This window comes from Lacrimispora xylanisolvens (assembly GCF_002934545.1).
Taxonomy (GTDB): domain Bacteria; phylum Bacillota; class Clostridia; order Lachnospirales; family Lachnospiraceae; genus Lacrimispora; species Lacrimispora xylanisolvens.
On record NZ_PTJA01000015.1, the window covers coordinates 83,275 to 99,441 of the forward strand.

23 protein-coding genes are annotated in these 16,167 nt (G+C 39.1%); all 23 read right to left on the bottom strand.

What is annotated here, in order from left to right; genetic code table 11:
- Positions 1-759, bottom strand: a complete 759-nt coding sequence (locus BXY41_RS22550; RefSeq protein WP_104439142.1) for an aminoglycoside phosphotransferase family protein — start codon at positions 757-759, stop codon at positions 1-3.
- A gap of 26 nt (positions 760-785) precedes the next feature.
- Positions 786-1,634: a GNAT family N-acetyltransferase gene (locus tag BXY41_RS22555; RefSeq protein ID WP_104439143.1), complete on the bottom strand. Its 849-nt coding sequence runs from the start codon at positions 1,632-1,634 to the stop codon at positions 786-788.
- Positions 1,635-1,637: 3 nt separating this feature from the next.
- Positions 1,638-2,030 (bottom strand): SufBD protein, encoded by a 393-nt coding sequence (locus BXY41_RS26975; protein WP_185140388.1) that lies wholly within the window; start codon positions 2,028-2,030, stop codon positions 1,638-1,640.
- Entirely contained in the window at positions 2,012-2,467 is a 456-nt protein-coding gene (locus BXY41_RS26980) for a VOC family protein (protein WP_185140389.1), read from the bottom strand. Before BXY41_RS26980 ends, BXY41_RS26975 begins: the two co-directional genes overlap by 19 nt.
- A 42-nt stretch (positions 2,468-2,509) precedes the next feature.
- A complete protein-coding gene (locus BXY41_RS22565) occupies positions 2,510-3,367 on the bottom strand; it encodes a S66 peptidase family protein (protein WP_104439144.1) in 858 nt (285 codons plus the stop codon).
- 81 nt (positions 3,368-3,448) lie between these two features.
- On the bottom strand, positions 3,449-3,916 hold the full coding sequence (locus BXY41_RS22570) for a hypothetical protein (RefSeq protein WP_104439145.1): 468 nt from the start codon (positions 3,914-3,916) through the stop codon (positions 3,449-3,451).
- A 64-nt stretch (positions 3,917-3,980) separates the two neighbouring features.
- Complete coding sequence (locus BXY41_RS22575) at positions 3,981-4,406, bottom strand: GNAT family N-acetyltransferase (protein WP_104439146.1); 426 nt, start codon at positions 4,404-4,406, stop codon at positions 3,981-3,983.
- Positions 4,407-4,415: 9 nt separating this feature from the next.
- Positions 4,416-4,916 (bottom strand): GNAT family N-acetyltransferase, encoded by a 501-nt coding sequence (locus tag BXY41_RS22580; protein ID WP_104439147.1) that lies wholly within the window; start codon positions 4,914-4,916, stop codon positions 4,416-4,418.
- A gap of 38 nt (positions 4,917-4,954) precedes the next feature.
- Entirely contained in the window at positions 4,955-5,632 is a 678-nt protein-coding gene (locus tag BXY41_RS22585; RefSeq protein WP_104439148.1) for an HD domain-containing protein, read from the bottom strand.
- Positions 5,633-5,646: 14 nt separating this feature from the next.
- Complete coding sequence (locus BXY41_RS22590; protein ID WP_104439149.1) at positions 5,647-6,192, bottom strand: dTDP-4-dehydrorhamnose 3,5-epimerase family protein; 546 nt, start codon at positions 6,190-6,192, stop codon at positions 5,647-5,649.
- A gap of 41 nt (positions 6,193-6,233) precedes the next feature.
- On the bottom strand, positions 6,234-6,821 hold the full coding sequence (locus BXY41_RS22595; RefSeq protein WP_104439150.1) for an NAD(P)H-dependent oxidoreductase: 588 nt from the start codon (positions 6,819-6,821) through the stop codon (positions 6,234-6,236).
- A gap of 35 nt (positions 6,822-6,856) precedes the next feature.
- Complete coding sequence (locus tag BXY41_RS22600) at positions 6,857-7,096, bottom strand: DUF3781 domain-containing protein (RefSeq protein WP_104439151.1); 240 nt, start codon at positions 7,094-7,096, stop codon at positions 6,857-6,859.
- 20 nt (positions 7,097-7,116) lie between these two features.
- Positions 7,117-7,869: a class I SAM-dependent methyltransferase gene (locus BXY41_RS22605; protein WP_104439152.1), complete on the bottom strand. Its 753-nt coding sequence runs from the start codon at positions 7,867-7,869 to the stop codon at positions 7,117-7,119.
- 17 nt (positions 7,870-7,886) lie between these two features.
- Positions 7,887-8,411, bottom strand: a complete 525-nt coding sequence (locus tag BXY41_RS22610; RefSeq protein WP_170072545.1) for a GNAT family N-acetyltransferase — start codon at positions 8,409-8,411, stop codon at positions 7,887-7,889.
- A 19-nt stretch (positions 8,412-8,430) separates the two neighbouring features.
- The gene (locus BXY41_RS22615) at positions 8,431-8,928 is read right to left on the bottom strand and encodes a DsbA family oxidoreductase (protein ID WP_104439154.1); all 498 of its coding nucleotides are present in this window, start codon (positions 8,926-8,928) and stop codon (positions 8,431-8,433) included.
- A 20-nt stretch (positions 8,929-8,948) separates the two neighbouring features.
- Positions 8,949-9,398 carry a GNAT family N-acetyltransferase gene (locus BXY41_RS22620; protein ID WP_104439155.1) on the bottom strand — a complete coding sequence of 150 codons (450 nt, stop codon included), beginning with the start codon at positions 9,396-9,398 and terminating at the stop codon, positions 8,949-8,951.
- A gap of 13 nt (positions 9,399-9,411) precedes the next feature.
- Complete coding sequence (locus BXY41_RS22625; RefSeq protein ID WP_104439156.1) at positions 9,412-10,179, bottom strand: GNAT family N-acetyltransferase; 768 nt, start codon at positions 10,177-10,179, stop codon at positions 9,412-9,414.
- A 10-nt stretch (positions 10,180-10,189) separates the two neighbouring features.
- On the bottom strand, positions 10,190-10,570 hold the full coding sequence (locus tag BXY41_RS22630; RefSeq protein ID WP_104439157.1) for a hypothetical protein: 381 nt from the start codon (positions 10,568-10,570) through the stop codon (positions 10,190-10,192).
- Positions 10,570-11,409 (bottom strand): GNAT family N-acetyltransferase, encoded by an 840-nt coding sequence (locus BXY41_RS22635; protein WP_104439158.1) that lies wholly within the window; start codon positions 11,407-11,409, stop codon positions 10,570-10,572. The genes BXY41_RS22630 and BXY41_RS22635 overlap by 1 nt, the downstream gene beginning before the upstream one ends.
- A gap of 149 nt (positions 11,410-11,558) precedes the next feature.
- The gene (locus BXY41_RS22640) at positions 11,559-13,037 is read right to left on the bottom strand and encodes a recombinase family protein (RefSeq protein WP_104439159.1); all 1,479 of its coding nucleotides are present in this window, start codon (positions 13,035-13,037) and stop codon (positions 11,559-11,561) included.
- Between the two features lie 266 nt (positions 13,038-13,303).
- A complete protein-coding gene (locus BXY41_RS22650) occupies positions 13,304-14,299 on the bottom strand; it encodes a hypothetical protein (protein ID WP_146088591.1) in 996 nt (331 codons plus the stop codon).
- Positions 14,265-14,705 carry a single-stranded DNA-binding protein gene (locus BXY41_RS22655; protein WP_104439162.1) on the bottom strand — a complete coding sequence of 147 codons (441 nt, stop codon included), beginning with the start codon at positions 14,703-14,705 and terminating at the stop codon, positions 14,265-14,267. Before BXY41_RS22655 ends, BXY41_RS22650 begins: the two co-directional genes overlap by 35 nt.
- 426 nt (positions 14,706-15,131) lie before the next feature.
- On the bottom strand, positions 15,132-16,106 hold the full coding sequence (locus BXY41_RS22660; RefSeq protein ID WP_104439163.1) for an ABC transporter substrate-binding protein: 975 nt from the start codon (positions 16,104-16,106) through the stop codon (positions 15,132-15,134).
- Positions 16,107-16,167: the final 61 nt, after the last annotated feature.

Genomic DNA, 16,167 nt, shown 5'->3' on the forward strand with positions numbered 1-16,167 from the left:
TTACTGCACCTCTCTTTCCGCCTCCCCTTGCTCCTTTGGACATTCGCCCATCCGTGCAACAGAGATGGCAGACAGATAATCTTTTATATCATCTTTCGTTAAATTCATTTGTTCCAGGTAAAACCGGGACAGTATTCCTTTGATAGTTCTTATCTCCTCCGGATTATCTGCACCGTTTGGTACTGGTGTGTATTCAATTAAATAGACGGTTCTGGCAATATCGTAGAGCCGGCTTCCCCTGCAAATATTCATAAAATCTATGACGGATATGCCGTCCTGTGACAGCATAAGATTGCCTGGGTGGAAATCACCATGGCAAAGAGTTGTCCCATCCTCCAGCTGTTCAGCCAGATGAAGAGTTTTTAGCCGTTCTTCCTTTGTTACGGAAGCTTTCTTAATCTGATGAATCAGGAAATCCTTATAATCCGGCACATTTCTGATATCGTGGTTTAATATAGCCTTATGAGCTTTTGACATAAGAATTGCACATTCCTGAAGATTGCCGGTTCTTAAGGTCCAGTCAAGCAGGGATTCCCCAGTTACCTTATCATAAACAATACCATTTTTCCCTCCATATGAAATAAATTCATATGCTTTTGGTTTGGGAAAATCCATATCATTAACAGCCATGGCATTTTCAAATTCCCGTATTGCATCCTGATAAGGATATCCCTCACGAAAAAGCTTCACTACTTTCCCGTTTTCCCACTCATATACAGTTGCAGTGTTGCCCACACCAACTATTTCCCCTGGATTCATTGGTCTTCTCCTGTTTTTCTTCTTTTTTATTTTAGTTCCAGTATCATCTCATACTGATTTACTGTATTGTGAAAGCCAGCAGCAGTAATAAACTGAAGCATTGCTTTCGAACGGGTATCAATGTTCAGTATCTTTATTTGATTTGAGCTGGTCTGCTTCATTAAATCTGCCAGTATGCTGCTGCCGATGCCCTTGTCCCTCCAATTCCTATCCACAGCAATCTGAGGAATTTCACCAGTTGTTTTTTCAATTATTCCGTAACCAACAATACAATTATTTATTCGTACAGCCGAGACATTAAAGCACTCCCGCACCGCCTCTATAGATTGTATGGAATTTTGCCAGGAAGGCTGGTAATCCCAGAATGTACGAAACAATTCCCAATCCGGATCCATAACCGGTTCTGTCTGGTGTAACAGATCAGTTCTGTTTTTTCCCCCATCCATCTGGCAACATAAAAACTCCCGTTCTACTGTGAATCCATTTTTAGTGTAAATATTTGCGGCAGAGGTATTGGCTGTCAGAACTTCCAGGACATATTGTTCTACTCCCGATTTACCAAAGTTTTGCCTTGCTGTCTGGAGCATACGACTGGTAATTCCCTGCTTTCTAAAATCCGGTACTACTCCGGTTCCCACATCGTATGCAGTTGCTTTTCCATTCCATGTTCTGCAGCCATTTAAAATAAATCCCACCAGGGTGTCTCCTTCAAAAGCCCCTACGGATACATTGGGATCAAAGCCTCTCCGCTTCAGCATTTTTTCAAACTGAGGAAAAGTCATATTCATAGGAACCTGGTAATCAGAAAAAGCATTTAAAAATGACTGGTATATTTCTTCTCTTCCCACGTGAATTAACGATTCATAGTGTAGCATTTCCTATCCTCTTTCAGATTTATTATAAAAATTGTTTATAAGTTTCAATGCTTCCGCTATATCTTTATAAACCAGTGGCTGCAAACTCCCCTTATACATTTGGGTATTTGCATTACGCAAAGCCTGAATGATATCGTCAGCCAGATCAGGTTTATATTGAGCTACTAATGGCATTGCCTTTATACATTGTCGTGCCGTAATTGGTTTTTCATCTTCCACATGTTTAAGGAGCTTATCAATAATTTCATCAATTTTATTTTCTCTGTCCCATTTTGCGTTCGCCGCAATTAATAGAATTCCCCTGTTTCTATGATAGGAATTCGTACTATCTAGCAGCTCTGCAAAGAGATTAAAATATGGGTAAACTGCATCTGAAATTAAGCTTTTTGCCTCCAACTCTGTAGCTCAATGATATTACCTTCCGGATCTCTGGCATATACAAAAACAGCTTCCGTATTGTTAGGATAATCTGCAGTTACCAGCTCTCCCACCTGGCTTCCTCCCGCACGTATCATTAATTCCAGGGTTGTTTCCACATCATCTACTTCAAAGGCAAGGTGGGCAATACCAGGGCGATTTACTTCGCCTGTCACGGACTCTCTGATTGCATCATAGGAAAAAATCTCCAGCGTAGGATGATCCTCTCCATATCCTGGCAACAGAAGGTGTTCTCCTGTGATATGAACATTATGTAAACCTGTCAACCGATCCAGCCACTGCCCTTTTAAATCCCGCTCCTCGCCTATACTTTTGCATTGGAACACTTCTTTGTAAAATGCAATCAGTTTATCAGGGTCATTGGCAATAATATTGGTATGTACGTAACGAAACATTTTTTTATCCTTTCATTTAGGCAGGCACAAACAAATAGTCATTTAATTGATAAATTCCAGGGTCTTCTTATAAGTATCCATTCTGGCTCGAATCCCAATTGGCAGTATCCCATGATTTTTGCCATGTCCAAAGTCATCACAGGACATGACCGGTATTCTATTTTTCTTACCAAAGCGTTTCAGAATATCTGTCAGCTCTTCATTCTTGTTTTCAGAGTAATGTCCAAATAGCAGACCTGTTACATGCTCAATCATTTCACTCTGCTCAATCTGTGCGAAATGAGCACTGATTTTTGACGGCTCATTAAAAGCTTCGTAATTTTCCAGAAATAAAATATATTCTTTTTCCTTATCAAAAGAGAAATACTTATTTCCGTTTAAACAGGCAAAACGTGTGGTATAGCCTCCAACGAGAGTCCCCTCACATATCCCTTCATTGATCGTTGACCATTCGCTGTTTTTCTCAAATGTGAATGGAGTTTCACCTGTAAAATTTGCCTGAAACTGTTTGAAATCGTAATGGCTCAAATTTTGGAACACACCAGGAAACTGTCCATAATAAACCGTTAAACCGGTCTGGGCATAAACCGTATTTAAGATTGTTGTACCATTGCTGTAGCTGCAGATAATTTTGGGGTTATCTTTAACCGCCTGAAAATTAATATCTGGTAGGAATTCATTCCCCACATTACCCCCGCCAAACAATATCATTTTAACCTGCGGGTCTAAAACCATGTTGTTAAAATCATCCGCTCTTTCCTGCTCACTTGCCGCATAACCATATGTATTTTTATACAAATTAGTTCCTTCTTTTACCTGATAACCAAGTTTTCTGATGCCTGCAAGAAATGGGAGATAACGATCTCGCTCTGCGGTATGGCAGGGAGAAATAATACCTATGGTGTCTCCTTTTTTTTATCTGGATGGATTCATTTCATATGTCCTTTATTAAATGAAATCAGCAGTTACTTTTTAAAAATGTCAAAACCTTGATTTTTCATAGTTATAAGGAATACTGGTACCTACAACCACATCTTCAATTTTGTCAATAATCAGCCAGTCATCCATATTCCCCTGATGGTCAAAGGGCAGCGGTGGTTCGATCTTACACACCTCATCAAATTCAACCAGGCATAAACATTTTTTATGCCAACGCTCTTTCTGCTTATCTGTCAGATTGAGCTTGTCCTGATTCTCCTCTAATATTTTTGTTATTTCCTCATCTGCCAGTTTTGTATAATTCTGAACAGACTTTACAACGGCATGTGCAGAGATTTCAGCGGTTCCTTTCTCCATAAAATAAACAATTTCATTTTCAGATACTCTGCTATGAGGAATTTTACGTCCAGCTGCTCCTCTTACCACCATTGTCTTCGTACCGGAAAATATTTTATCTAAGACTCGTTCTCCTTTTTTACCCTGATTCTCGCAGTAAACCAAATGTACCATGAATCTTCCCCCTTTTTCATTGTGGATATACAATCCTGCAATTATTCAGCTATGCCCCAGAATCTTATCGAACGGGTAATATCATCTCCATTCCAGCACCCCTGTTGTCACTTGGCCGGATACAAAACCCTTGCTTCTGATAAAATTCTTCTTTTCCTATTGCAGAAAATAGTGCCAGTGTTATATTTGTGTCTGGAAAGCCCTGCTGATTTACATAGGCAATCACTCTTTCTATCATAGATTTACCAATACCACTTCCCTGGTATTCCGGTAATATAACCAGATCCTGGATATAACAGATATAACATCCATCTCCTACAAGCCTGCACATTCCTACAACCTGTCCCTGATCTCTGACAGTTATGGTAATTAGTGAATTCTTTAATGCCATCTCAATCTGCTGCTCCGGCAGTACACTCCAGCCCACAGATGTTCTAAGCCTATGATAATCTTTCACGGTCAAATCATTTTCCTTCATTTCCAGTACCATAAATACTCCTTACCTGAAGTCCTTCGTCATTTTATCGCATAATAATATCATATCGTTTTCTTCCACTTCAAAAGTTTCTGACTTTTTGAAACCATGACTTATGTAAAATTTGATAGCCCGATCATTGGATGATAATACTTCCAATGTGCAGCGGATGCATTTCTGACGCACCATTTCTTCTTCAATTTTCTGATAAAACAAATGGCCAACACCAATCCCGATATATTGGGGTAAAAGATAAAATGCATGCCACTGGGCATAGGTTTTTCCATCAACCACGGCAGTTCCAAACACGGTACTGCCGATAATGTTACCATCATATTCTGCAATAAGACAGGTGTCCCCGTTTTGGATACTCTCCTGCAGAATAGGTACCCAGTGATCTGCTTTCAGCGTAGATAAAAATTCATAATTCATTAAACCTTCATATGCGGACACGTAACTCAGCATGATTTGTTCACTGACTTTCTTTATATCAGCCAATGTTGGGATTCGATACGTAATTAACATTTCAGCCTCCAGCATAAATTATTTTATTAAGACACTGTTTATTTTACCATCTTAAAAAATTCATCCATTCCATATGTATAACAGGATCGAGCCTCATTTAGCAAACTGTTATAGAAAGAAACAGCAGATGCCTTCCGCTCATTACCTATTTCAGTCGCCCTTGTAGTATGAAATTCATCATATATTTTTTCCAGTTTATATTTATATTCGTGTAAAAAAGATGGCTGGGTACCCTTAGATCCATCTAAAACATTTCCATCGCCACCCAATGAATAAAGCGGCTCAGAAGCAATTCCTAAATACAATAATGTTCGGGCAATTCCAAGCGTACCTGTTACATCTAATTTATCAGAATCATACAGAATCTTTGCCTCGATACTGTCAGGGGAGCTACCCCCTCTGTAACTGTGAGACAAAATGCAGTCTGATACATGGCGGGCAGATTCTTCTGTCCAATTATTATGGAGTAAAAAGGTGTATGCCTTTTTGCTGCCTGCCACTTCGTGCCTGATCCGGGAGTCATCAAACTGCTCCTGCCGCCCAATATCATGGAGAAGGCAAGCAGCGATCAGCACATCAATATTTACATCTTCTTCGTATTTGGCTATATCTAAAGCTAAATAGAGTACACGATAAATATGATCCTTATCATTGGCACAATCTTTCATACAAACCAGCATATATTCTTCTATCTTCTTAAATTCATCTTTATTCAATATTCACTCCTCCATTATAGATTCAAATCACTCTCCGCTAACATCGGTGCACTTCTGTCATGAGGTGCCAGTATGGGATTGTCTATGGGATATTTAATTCCAATATCAGGATCGTTATATGCAATCTGGCGAGAAAACTGCTGATCAAACGGTTCATCAAAACGCATTACATTCATCGTGCCATCTTCAAGAGACAAAAAGACATGACCAAAGCCTTTTGGTATATAGATCTGCTTTTTATTTTCAGCGCTTAATTCCACTCCAACCCACTGTAAATACGTAGGAGAACTATTTCGTAAATCAATTGCATAATCAATACCTCTGCCTTTGATACAATACAAAAGTTTTGTCTGAGGTCTTGGATTATTCTGAAAATGGATGCCATAAAGTGTACCTGCTTTTTCGGAAAAATACACCCGCTCTTCTATGTAGTCGAAATTTATTTCTGCCTGCTCCAGCTCGCCTTTGCAATAAATACTGTATGAATATCCTCTGTTATCAGACTTAGAATCATATTCAATAATTTTAACTTCTTTCAGTTTTGTGCTTTCAATCTTCATACAATAACCATCCCCCGGTTTTAAAACGCAGCTTAATTTGGTCAGAAATTCACGCCAGCCTTATACGCATTGATTAAATGTCCGGCTAACCGCTCATTTCGCCCCGCTTCATCCCAATGGGTGGTGCCATCAAATATCATCATTTCTTTTTCAAGAGCCCTGTTTCTGATTCGATCACCCAACATTACAATTCTCATCGCATTGGATTCTCCGGTTTCTTCCAGCGATTCCAGTGTTTTTCCTGCAGATACCAAAAATAATGCCTTTTTAAGTATATTCATTTGTGGATCTGGATTATATGCAAATCCGCTTGTCCATACCCGGTCGAACCACCCCACTAATTTTGCAGGAGCCTCCGTCCAAAAAACAGGGTAAATGAATACGATTGCATCCGATTGCTGAATTTTACGCTGTTCTTCCATTACGTCGTCAGCTACCGGGATTTCAGTACTATAATAGGCCTCCCTTTCATATTCCTCTTCTGACATTTCCTCATGAAAATTCATCTCATACAGATCAGATACAACAAATTTGTGATTTGCATCACTTAGTCCCTTTAAAAACTCCTGTTTCATATCATGAGTAAAGCTTTTTTTACTTGGATGGCAATACACAACAAACACTTGCATCGTTTTAACCCCCGTTCTGGTTAAGAGAAATGATTTTATTTCTTTTTATGAGCAGTAATGATTGTAAAACTATATGCGTTAATAGTTAAAATGCAGCCGTCAACAACCACATACCAGTTCTTTCCTTTTCTATCTATGCTTTCTGCATTCTGAACTTTATTTTTACACCATGATATTAAATCCGGGGTGTCCAGACTCAAATTCTTTTTAATTCTAAGAGTACCTAATTCTGTTGTATGTATTTTATCAAGATTTTTTATTAAATCTGTCTCCATTTTATACCCCCCATGTACCTTTACATTTTTGTTGCTTTCACTATAAAAGAAAGAGGCATTACCTTTGCTCGACTGGGAGCATAATAACTTTCAGAAAACTCATACTCCTTTTCTAATACATCCTGGCTGGTTTCTTCGATGACCTTTTCAATTTTAAAATTTTCCTCTGCCAATGTATTGATCCATGTAGACATCTTTCGGTTTTGAATCGTAACAGGGTTGCCCCGCAGTTCAAAGGAAACCATCTCATCTGAAAGATAATTACAGCCTTCCAGAAAGAATTTTTGTTCCCTTGCTGTCACACAATGCATCAGAGGATGATCCCAAGAGAATATCAGAGTGCCTCCACGTTTCAGACAATCGTAAATATTCTTTATTGTTTTAGGCAAATCCACAGTCCACCCCAATGCATAGATGGAATAAATAACATCAAAATAATTTTTCGGCAACGTCTCCATCTCCTCCATGGGAGAAACGGATAAAGTCGCTTTATAACCATTTTCAGCCAGATATTTGTCCGCATTTTGAATCTGTTTTGCAGAAATGTCAATCCCCCATAATTCAGATGCGCCGTTGTCACCGCACCATTTTAAGGAATGCCCGCTGCCGCATCCAATATCCAGTATCTTTTTGTCACCAAGGTCTGGAAACAATTGTAATTGTGCTTCCGTAGGTGCAAGGCATCCATATACTGGTAACGCTGTTGTACCAAACCATGTATCAGCCATGCTATCCCAGCTTTTTTGGTTTTGGAGCAGTACTTCTTTATTCATATATGTACCTCCAGCAATTATAAATATAAATCCATAAGAATCTCGTCGTAATAATTACCTTCAATTTTAAAAAAATTCTTATGCCTGCCAACCTCATGAAAGCCCATTTTTTTATATAAATTGATAGCATTTATATTATCGTTTTTCACGCCTAAATGCAGGATCTCTGTCTGCCCATTTCTTTTTGCAAACGAAATCATTGCTTCCATTAAGTACGTCCCTATACCGAGCCCCCAATATTTCTTCTTAACTGAAAGAGAGAGTTCCGCCTGATGAGATATTCTTTCTCTAGGTGAAGTCATTATACTGCCTACACAGACAATTTCATCTTCGATTTTTCCAACAAACAGAGCAGAAACATCTGACTCCAGTAAGTTTTCTATAAAAATCTCTTCTGCCTCTGCCGTCATTTGAAAACCATTTGCTCCAAACAATAAATTATCACTTTCTCCACCTATAAGATTAAGAAACTCCACCATCCCGGCTGCATCCCCTTTGGCAGCCTTATTAATTTGTAATATCATATCATTTTTCAGTCTCATTACGTGTCTCCTGTCATACTCAAATGTTAAATAAATACCGGATCTGCTCCTTGGTAACCCCCACATTTTCAACTGCATCCAATTTTAAATCTCCCATCCTGTACGCAGGGACCGCCCATACACCGGAATGCTCAAACGCCAGTTCATTGGATTCTTTCAGTTTCTCAAGGTACGTTCCCTGTTCTAAAGAAGATTTAAATTTATTAACGTCAACCAGATCACTGACGTAATCGCCGAGTACATGAATGTCTTCAATGTTAATATGATCCTGGAAGACAGCCTGATACATACGATCATGGTATTCTAAAATATCAACTCCATGTTCAAGCGCATAAAAATATCCCTGTATACACAGATCACTATGGGGACCAAACCGTTCTGGCCTTGGATGAGATTCACAAGGATGCCACACGATGGCCTGATCCGGATACTCCGGCATAAGTTCTTTTAAATAGTTATGCGCCCTCAGGCAATACGGACAGATATAATCGAAAAAGATGTGTAATTCATTTTTCATTGTAAATCACCTCACTAATCTTAATAATTAAGCAAACTGAATCGATAGATACATTTTTCCGTTTCTCCGATTTTTCTCATATCATTATCTTCTGGTATCTCCACAATCTCTTCTAATGTTCCACCAGCGTATTCACAGGTTTTTCTTGAAGCATGGTTATCGGGATTGCAGGTGATAATAAGATAATCCATCTTATGTTTTTTCGCTAACTGAAACAGTAATAAACAGGCTTTCCCCGCATAATGGTGTCCCCTGTAATTCTCATCTATATGATACCCGATATTGCCGCCATAATATGCATTTTTGTTATATCCAATCCGTAAATCACAACCGCCTACCTCGTCTCCATGCATATCACAGATTGTAAAATGATAGGCTGGAAGCCATTGTTTACGGATATTTCCAGCCGTCTTTTTATCCAGTTTAAGGTAAATATCTTCACCCTTTAAAAACTCCATGTTTATAACCATACGTTACATCTCCCTATTCATTCATTTCTGCAATATAACTATCCTCTCTTGCCGTGATCTGAACCCATGCCGGCCGAAACCCGCTTTTTATGGCGTTTCGGGCAGATTTTAAGTTTGACCATGCGCAGCAATAAAATGGAACAATTCCTTTTCCCAATAGTTCTAAAGCAAGTCTGCTTGTAAGACTGGAAGCTATCCCCTGTCTTCTATATTCCGGAAGTACATCTATACCGATCTGCCACATGGTATCACAATCGGCGGATGCTCCCGCAAGCCCGATCAGTTTCCCATTATCAAATGCTCCTACAGCCAGACTATCAAGTTCTTTCCTCTTTTCGCATAAAGCATTGCTCCATTGCGGCAGATAGTATTCTGCAAAATGCTCAGGTTCCATAACCTTAGTTTCATATTGACAGGGTAGGGGTTTTAATACTTCCATATCGGGTAAAAAATACTCTGCCATAAAACAGACATTCAGATTATAAGGCTTTAATCTTTCCATTAATTTATGTAGATTGGGTGTTTCAAAACAATGCTCAACATGATATTTTGTTATGTACCACTCCACTTCCCTTATTAATTCTTTGGATGCAGATGCAACAATATTATTCCCATAGGATGTTAAATCACATAAAAAGGGAAGTTTTAAATACTTTCTGGCTCTGGGATTTTTTTCAGAGAGTACTACCTTATTTATATTGCTTCTAAAATCCTCCATCATGCAATTACTGTCAAATGCTGATTGCTGCATGGCAATATCAATGATTTCTTTATTATTCATAACAACCCCTTCAATTCTTAACCAGCCACTCTTTTGCTTTTTCCAGATCATCCATACAGATTATCAGGAAATTTGTATGTGCACTTCTTTTTTTCACATACCGTTTCATTTTCATCGTTAATCCGATAAATACAACCTTGCGCAGCTGCTTGTTTAAGTTTGAAAATTCATTTATTATAAGATCCAGTATCTCACCATCAATATTTGATTCATTCAGAATGACAGCTATAAACGAACTGGTTGATGGTCTTTGTATTTCTAATAAATCCTGCGTGAATTTCTGTTTAATCAGTTCTGTCTGATCATAAAGGGAATCCAGATGTTCAAACCATATCTCCCCTCCATTAAAAAACATAGAAAATGATTTTTTCTTCAGTCCAAGTACTTCCATTAAATTTTATGCTCCATACAAATAGAGTCCTCCATTCCAGCATACTGACCATAATTGGGGATAATCTGATAACCTGCTTTTTTATACATCATATGAGCCGCTTCCAACAGCCGCCCTGTTTCCAGTACGCACCATTTGTAACCGTTTATTCTAGCCTTTGCCTCTAATCTTCGGATTACTTCCGCTCCCAGCCCCATATGACGTTGTGACGGATCCACATAGACACGCTTTATCTCAACATGATTTTCATCAAAGCGTTTATATGCTCCGCATGCAACTGGTTCACCATTGTTGTATGCCAGAATTACATCATGTATGCTGTCTCTCTGATTGAACTGGTGATACTTACTTCTTTGATACTGTTTTCCCACTATTTCGTCAAGTGCCTGGTCCAGTTTTGTGCATAGCGTCACAAAATCAGGATCTTCCCCATCGGTATGCTTAAATTCAATCTTTGACAGATTGCCAAGTTTATCTTTTGCCTTTTTACTGAACTTATTTATTAAAGAATCATATGCTTCATCAATCATCTGAAACAGAAATTCCTGATCTGAAAATTCATCTAAATCAATGGTATTCCAATGGGGCTGTTGAGCGGGAGGGCAATGGTATCCTCTTACTATTACCCCCGGATAGAGCTGACGATAGAGATATGATTTTTCCGGTTCGCATTTTAAAGTAATTTTATAAAAATTTTCCTGGGGGTTCAGCTGCGCGAATATTTTCCCCATAACCTTGTAACAGATTGGATATTCTCCAAACGGTCTGGCTTCATAGGCACCAAGATGACTGAGACAATATTCTTTTATGGCTTCAATTATTTTTATATGATTTTCCATAGTACCTCCCGTTTTCAATCTTTTACACTATAATATCATATTTTAAAAAAATATATAATGAATTTGTTTCATAGTTTTCTAATTTATCTGCAATAAAAAAGGCTTTGTTCATAAAATTCCAAACAAAACCTTTTTAACTTAATTTGTAATCATACTTTCCATATAAGGCTGATAAAATCTTCCCTGACCACCACTGTTTCCAGATAAGAAAAGGCTACAGCCCGTTTGTCTTCTTTACTTAACTGAGAAAATATAATTTTTTCCGGATATATGGATTCATTGGCTAACCGTTCTTTCTCTTCCAGCAGTTTTTTCTTTATCCCCGAAAGTTCTTCCAGTTCTTTATTAACGTAATCCACAGTCAGCGGACTGACTGTTTTTGTCTTTAAAACCTGCATTAAATTTCCGACTGCTTCATCAATCCGGATCAGCTCCAGTTCCAGTTCATTGGTTCCATTGCTGGTCCCGATGGGAACAGGTTTGCATCTGTCAAAAAGTTTCTGCAGCTCCGCTTCCACAGAACCCTCAATCTGTTCAATTCTCATCTGAGGTTTTAAATCACAATCCAGAAAATCCTTTCCCCGGCACCTTATGGTACGAACTGTTTCCCCATCTGATTTACGTTTGTATTTACGAACCATGATTGCTCTGCCGCAGTCTGCACATTTTAATAGTCCCGTCAGCCAGCTGTTGCGGGGGCCGTCATTGGAAGCCACCTTCTCATTGGTATCCAGCTTTCTCTGGCAGCAAAGCCATAGCTCAGAATCAATATATCCAGGCCAGTTACCTATGGCAAAGGTGGCCTCCCTGGAATCCAAAGCGTCTTTTGTCACCGCTCCCTTTTTTCCTACCAGCATACCGCCGTGCTCCCCATTAAAGTCAGAAAGAGAATTAATCATGTTTACTCCCAGTTTTTTAAAGTAGGTATAAACTGCATGATCACATTTCACACTGGCTGGATTTCGAAGTACACGCCCGATGGAGCAGGCTGACCACTTCTGGCTGTTTGGCCCAGGTAATTGTCTGGTTGCCATCATTCGTCTGATATCTCCCAGACTGGTGGTTGGATAAGCGTAAACCTTCATAATTTCTTCCAGGATCTTTATGTTATCCTCTAATTTCAGTGAAGACACCTTTTTATCTCCCTGAGTAACGGTTGTATTGCTGTAACCATAGGGGGCGGGACCTCCTGGCCACCGCCCCAGTTCAATCCTGTCATAATAATTATCATAGACTCTTCTTGAAATCTGCTCCCGCTCCATTTGTGCAAACACAGCCATAATAAATATCATTGCTTTTCCTATGGGAGTTGAGGTGTCAAAATTTTCCGTAACAGAAATGAACTCTACTTTATATTTGCTCATGTATTCCCAGGTATTGGTAAAGTCCAGAAGAGACCTGGTAAACCGGTCAAGTTTGTAAACAAGAATCCGGTTAATCGTACCCGTCTTTATATCGTTTAACAATTTTAGAAATTCCGGTCTGTGTACCACGTCTTTCCCTGATATACCTCTGTCTATGTATAATCTGGGTTCGCCAATTGCCATACTTCTGGCAAAACTTAATTGGGTCTCAATGGAGAGGCTGTCTTTTTTATCAATTGACTGTCTGGCATAAATCGCATCCATATGGTTTTATTTCTTTCCCTTCTTTATATGAACCACTTGCTCTTTAACTAAAAGAGAACCATTTTTTTCGGATTGTGATTTATTAAAAAATACTAATTGAAGCTCTTCATATACCTTCTGCACATGATGCTCCCGGTCCTGAATGGCATGATAGACGGGATATATATTTTCGACTCTCATGCAGTACGAATTCACCTCATTTATGTAATTGCTTGTTTCAATATATGTCAGCCATTGATATTTAATCCACATAGACAGGCTTCTTTTTAATCAAATCGGGAGTCAGGCTTAGAATCAGATTCCACCATATTCTTCTTCTTAATCAGTACCAGTATGAAGATCAGCAGCAAAAGTAATACTGCCAGTGTAATGGTTATAGTCATTATATATCTTACTATCTTTCGGTATCCATTCCATGCCTGGCGTTCATAACCCGCAATCTCACTGTTTTTATAAATTAAAGGATCCGTCTGGTTTTCGGTCCTGTCCTCCTCATAAATCCCGCGGTAAATCTGAGCCTGCACAGACGGAACTGTGACCTCTCCACCATATAAAGCTCTGATATTTTTAACCAGCTTCTTCCCTTGCGCCTGAGCGTTACGGACCATATTCCCATTTCGCTCCACCGGTTCTCCAGCCCAGACAATACTTGTTATCTGATAATAATCTTCAGGTAGATTTAAATACTTCAAAAATTCTACTGCATAGTCTGTTAGTGGTGCACCATTGGGGATTTCTATGTCCCCCAGCAAATAGGTATCTTCCTGATAGCCGGAAATCTCTATGGGAAATGTAAAATCATAATCCCAGTAGGAACGTTCTTCCACCTGGGAAACTACAGGCAGTTCTACAGTCTGTTTCAGCTTCAAATCTTCATTTATTACCTGAACCCATGCCGTCTCCGGCATACGGTCAATATACTCCACTCCTTCATATAAAATCGAGGTTTCCGAATATTCAGTTTTTTCTTCTGTGAAAATGTCCAAAACCTCACTATTGGTTAAATGATATTTTTTTCCCTCTTTTATAACAGTTTCCAAAGGTGCATATTCTTTAGAACTGCCCACAAACACTGGGGAATCAAATGTCAAAACATCTCCCGCCCTGATATCTTTACTTAATTCAATGGATTCTTCCGCCCCGTAAGACAGTAACGGGCCTGTTAACAAAGACAGGAAGACGAAAAAGATGGTGTTGATTATAAAACTTTTAGTTGTCATAGCCAGATTAGTTAAACGGCAAATCCGGATCATCAATTCCATCAGGAATATTCATAAACCCATCTCCCATTGCACCGACAGGTTCCGGTCTTGCTACCTGACTTTCTCCTGATGTCAAGTTTTTACTATCAGCAAACTCCTGCTCATCCACAATCACTTCAAAGGTATAAACCTTTATCCCATCTTTGTTTATATAGCTTCCGGTCTGAATCCTTCCAGACACCAGCACCCGCATTCCCTGGCGGAAATATTTTTCCGCAAATTCTCCTGTCTTATCGAATGATACACAGTTAATAAAATCAGCCGTTGGCTCAGTGCCGTCCTGATTCCTGCGTCCTCGGCGGTCAACAGCAAGTGTATATCTGGCAATTGCCATTGTACGTTCTCCTTGTGAATATCTCACTTCCGGATCCCTTGTCAGCCTTCCCATTAAAAATACACGATTCATTTTTCCTCCATTCTTCCCCCATCCGGATTTGGCAGAGGAGAGACTATAGTTATTTAGTTGTTCAAATCATCTCATTCATTTCGTAGATTGACCTGGCACCTCCTCTCAAAAAGAATTTATCGATTTTTAGTAAATGCGCACAATAACATGGGAAATTTAAAATAGAATACACAAGGAAACAGAAAAATAACAGTCATTTAGAATAATGATCATTTTGATAGAAAGCAAATAATACGTTTAAAGGGAAATAAATTTAAATACTAAGAATTTTGAAAAATAATGTAATCACAGAAATGAATTTAGATTTTAACAGTTTCATCCTATCAGATAAATTATATTTAGTAAAGACCTTTTATAAAAAATAATAGCAAAAATCCTCAGAGCATCATATCTGCCCTGAGGATTTGAGTTACCTCACTCTTAACTTTAATGGGACTGCCCTTCCACTGTCTTCAGTAAAGAATCCATAATGAAATCCATCTGTGCATTCATGGACGTAATATCGCTGAACCAGAACATTCCGCTGGAGTTTTGCACCAGTCGGCCTTCCTTTACTGCCGGAAGGCTCTCCCACACCTCCACACCTTTCAGATCAGCAATCCTCTCATCAGAGAATATGTAATCTCCTACATAATCCTTAAGAGTCTCATAGGAAATATCTATGAAATTCACACCCTCTTGATCCATAACCTCTTTCTGAATCCTCTCCGGTGCTTTTAAGCCTAAGTATTGATAAATGATCTCGCCGCCTCGTCCATAATCATCACCAAAGGCCCTTAATATTCCCTTTGTCTGGTTTTCCAGAAGAATGACATTCTTATCAGCCAGTCCTTTTTCAGAAAGCTGTTTCTTAGATTCTTCTGCCTTTTTCTCAAAGTCTGACATAATCTTCTCTGCCTTTTCCGGTACTCCAAATACCTCTCCGAAAAATGCAAGCCGGTCCTTTACTTCCATATCGTAGTAATTTCTGGCCAGAGTTGGCGCAATCTTTGACAGACTCTCATAATCATCTGTGTTGTTCCAGATAATAAGATCAGGATCCAGCTCCATAATGGCTTCCGGATTTAACTCAAAGGCATCTACAACAGTAACGTCTCCCAGCTCCTGTTCAAATACAGCGTCATCATTAAAGGAGGTACCTACCGGGTGAATCCCAAGTGCAAGTAAGTCCCCCTGGAAGAATGCAACCACCACCCGTTTGGGATTGGCCGGTATTTCTACATCTCCATATTCCATCTTAATGACTCTTGTGTCTTTGCCTGCAGTTGTCTCTTCGGCCTGTTCGGTAACCTTAGAACCAGTTTCCGTAGCTGCTCCTTTATTTGCTGCTCCGCAGGCAGTAAGCAGTATGGCAGTTAAAGCTGCAGCTGCCAGTACACTTTTTCTCTTGTATTTACTCATGATATGAGTACCTCCAGTCTTTAGTAAGTCTTAACTAACCGGAGTTAGTATATCATAAATA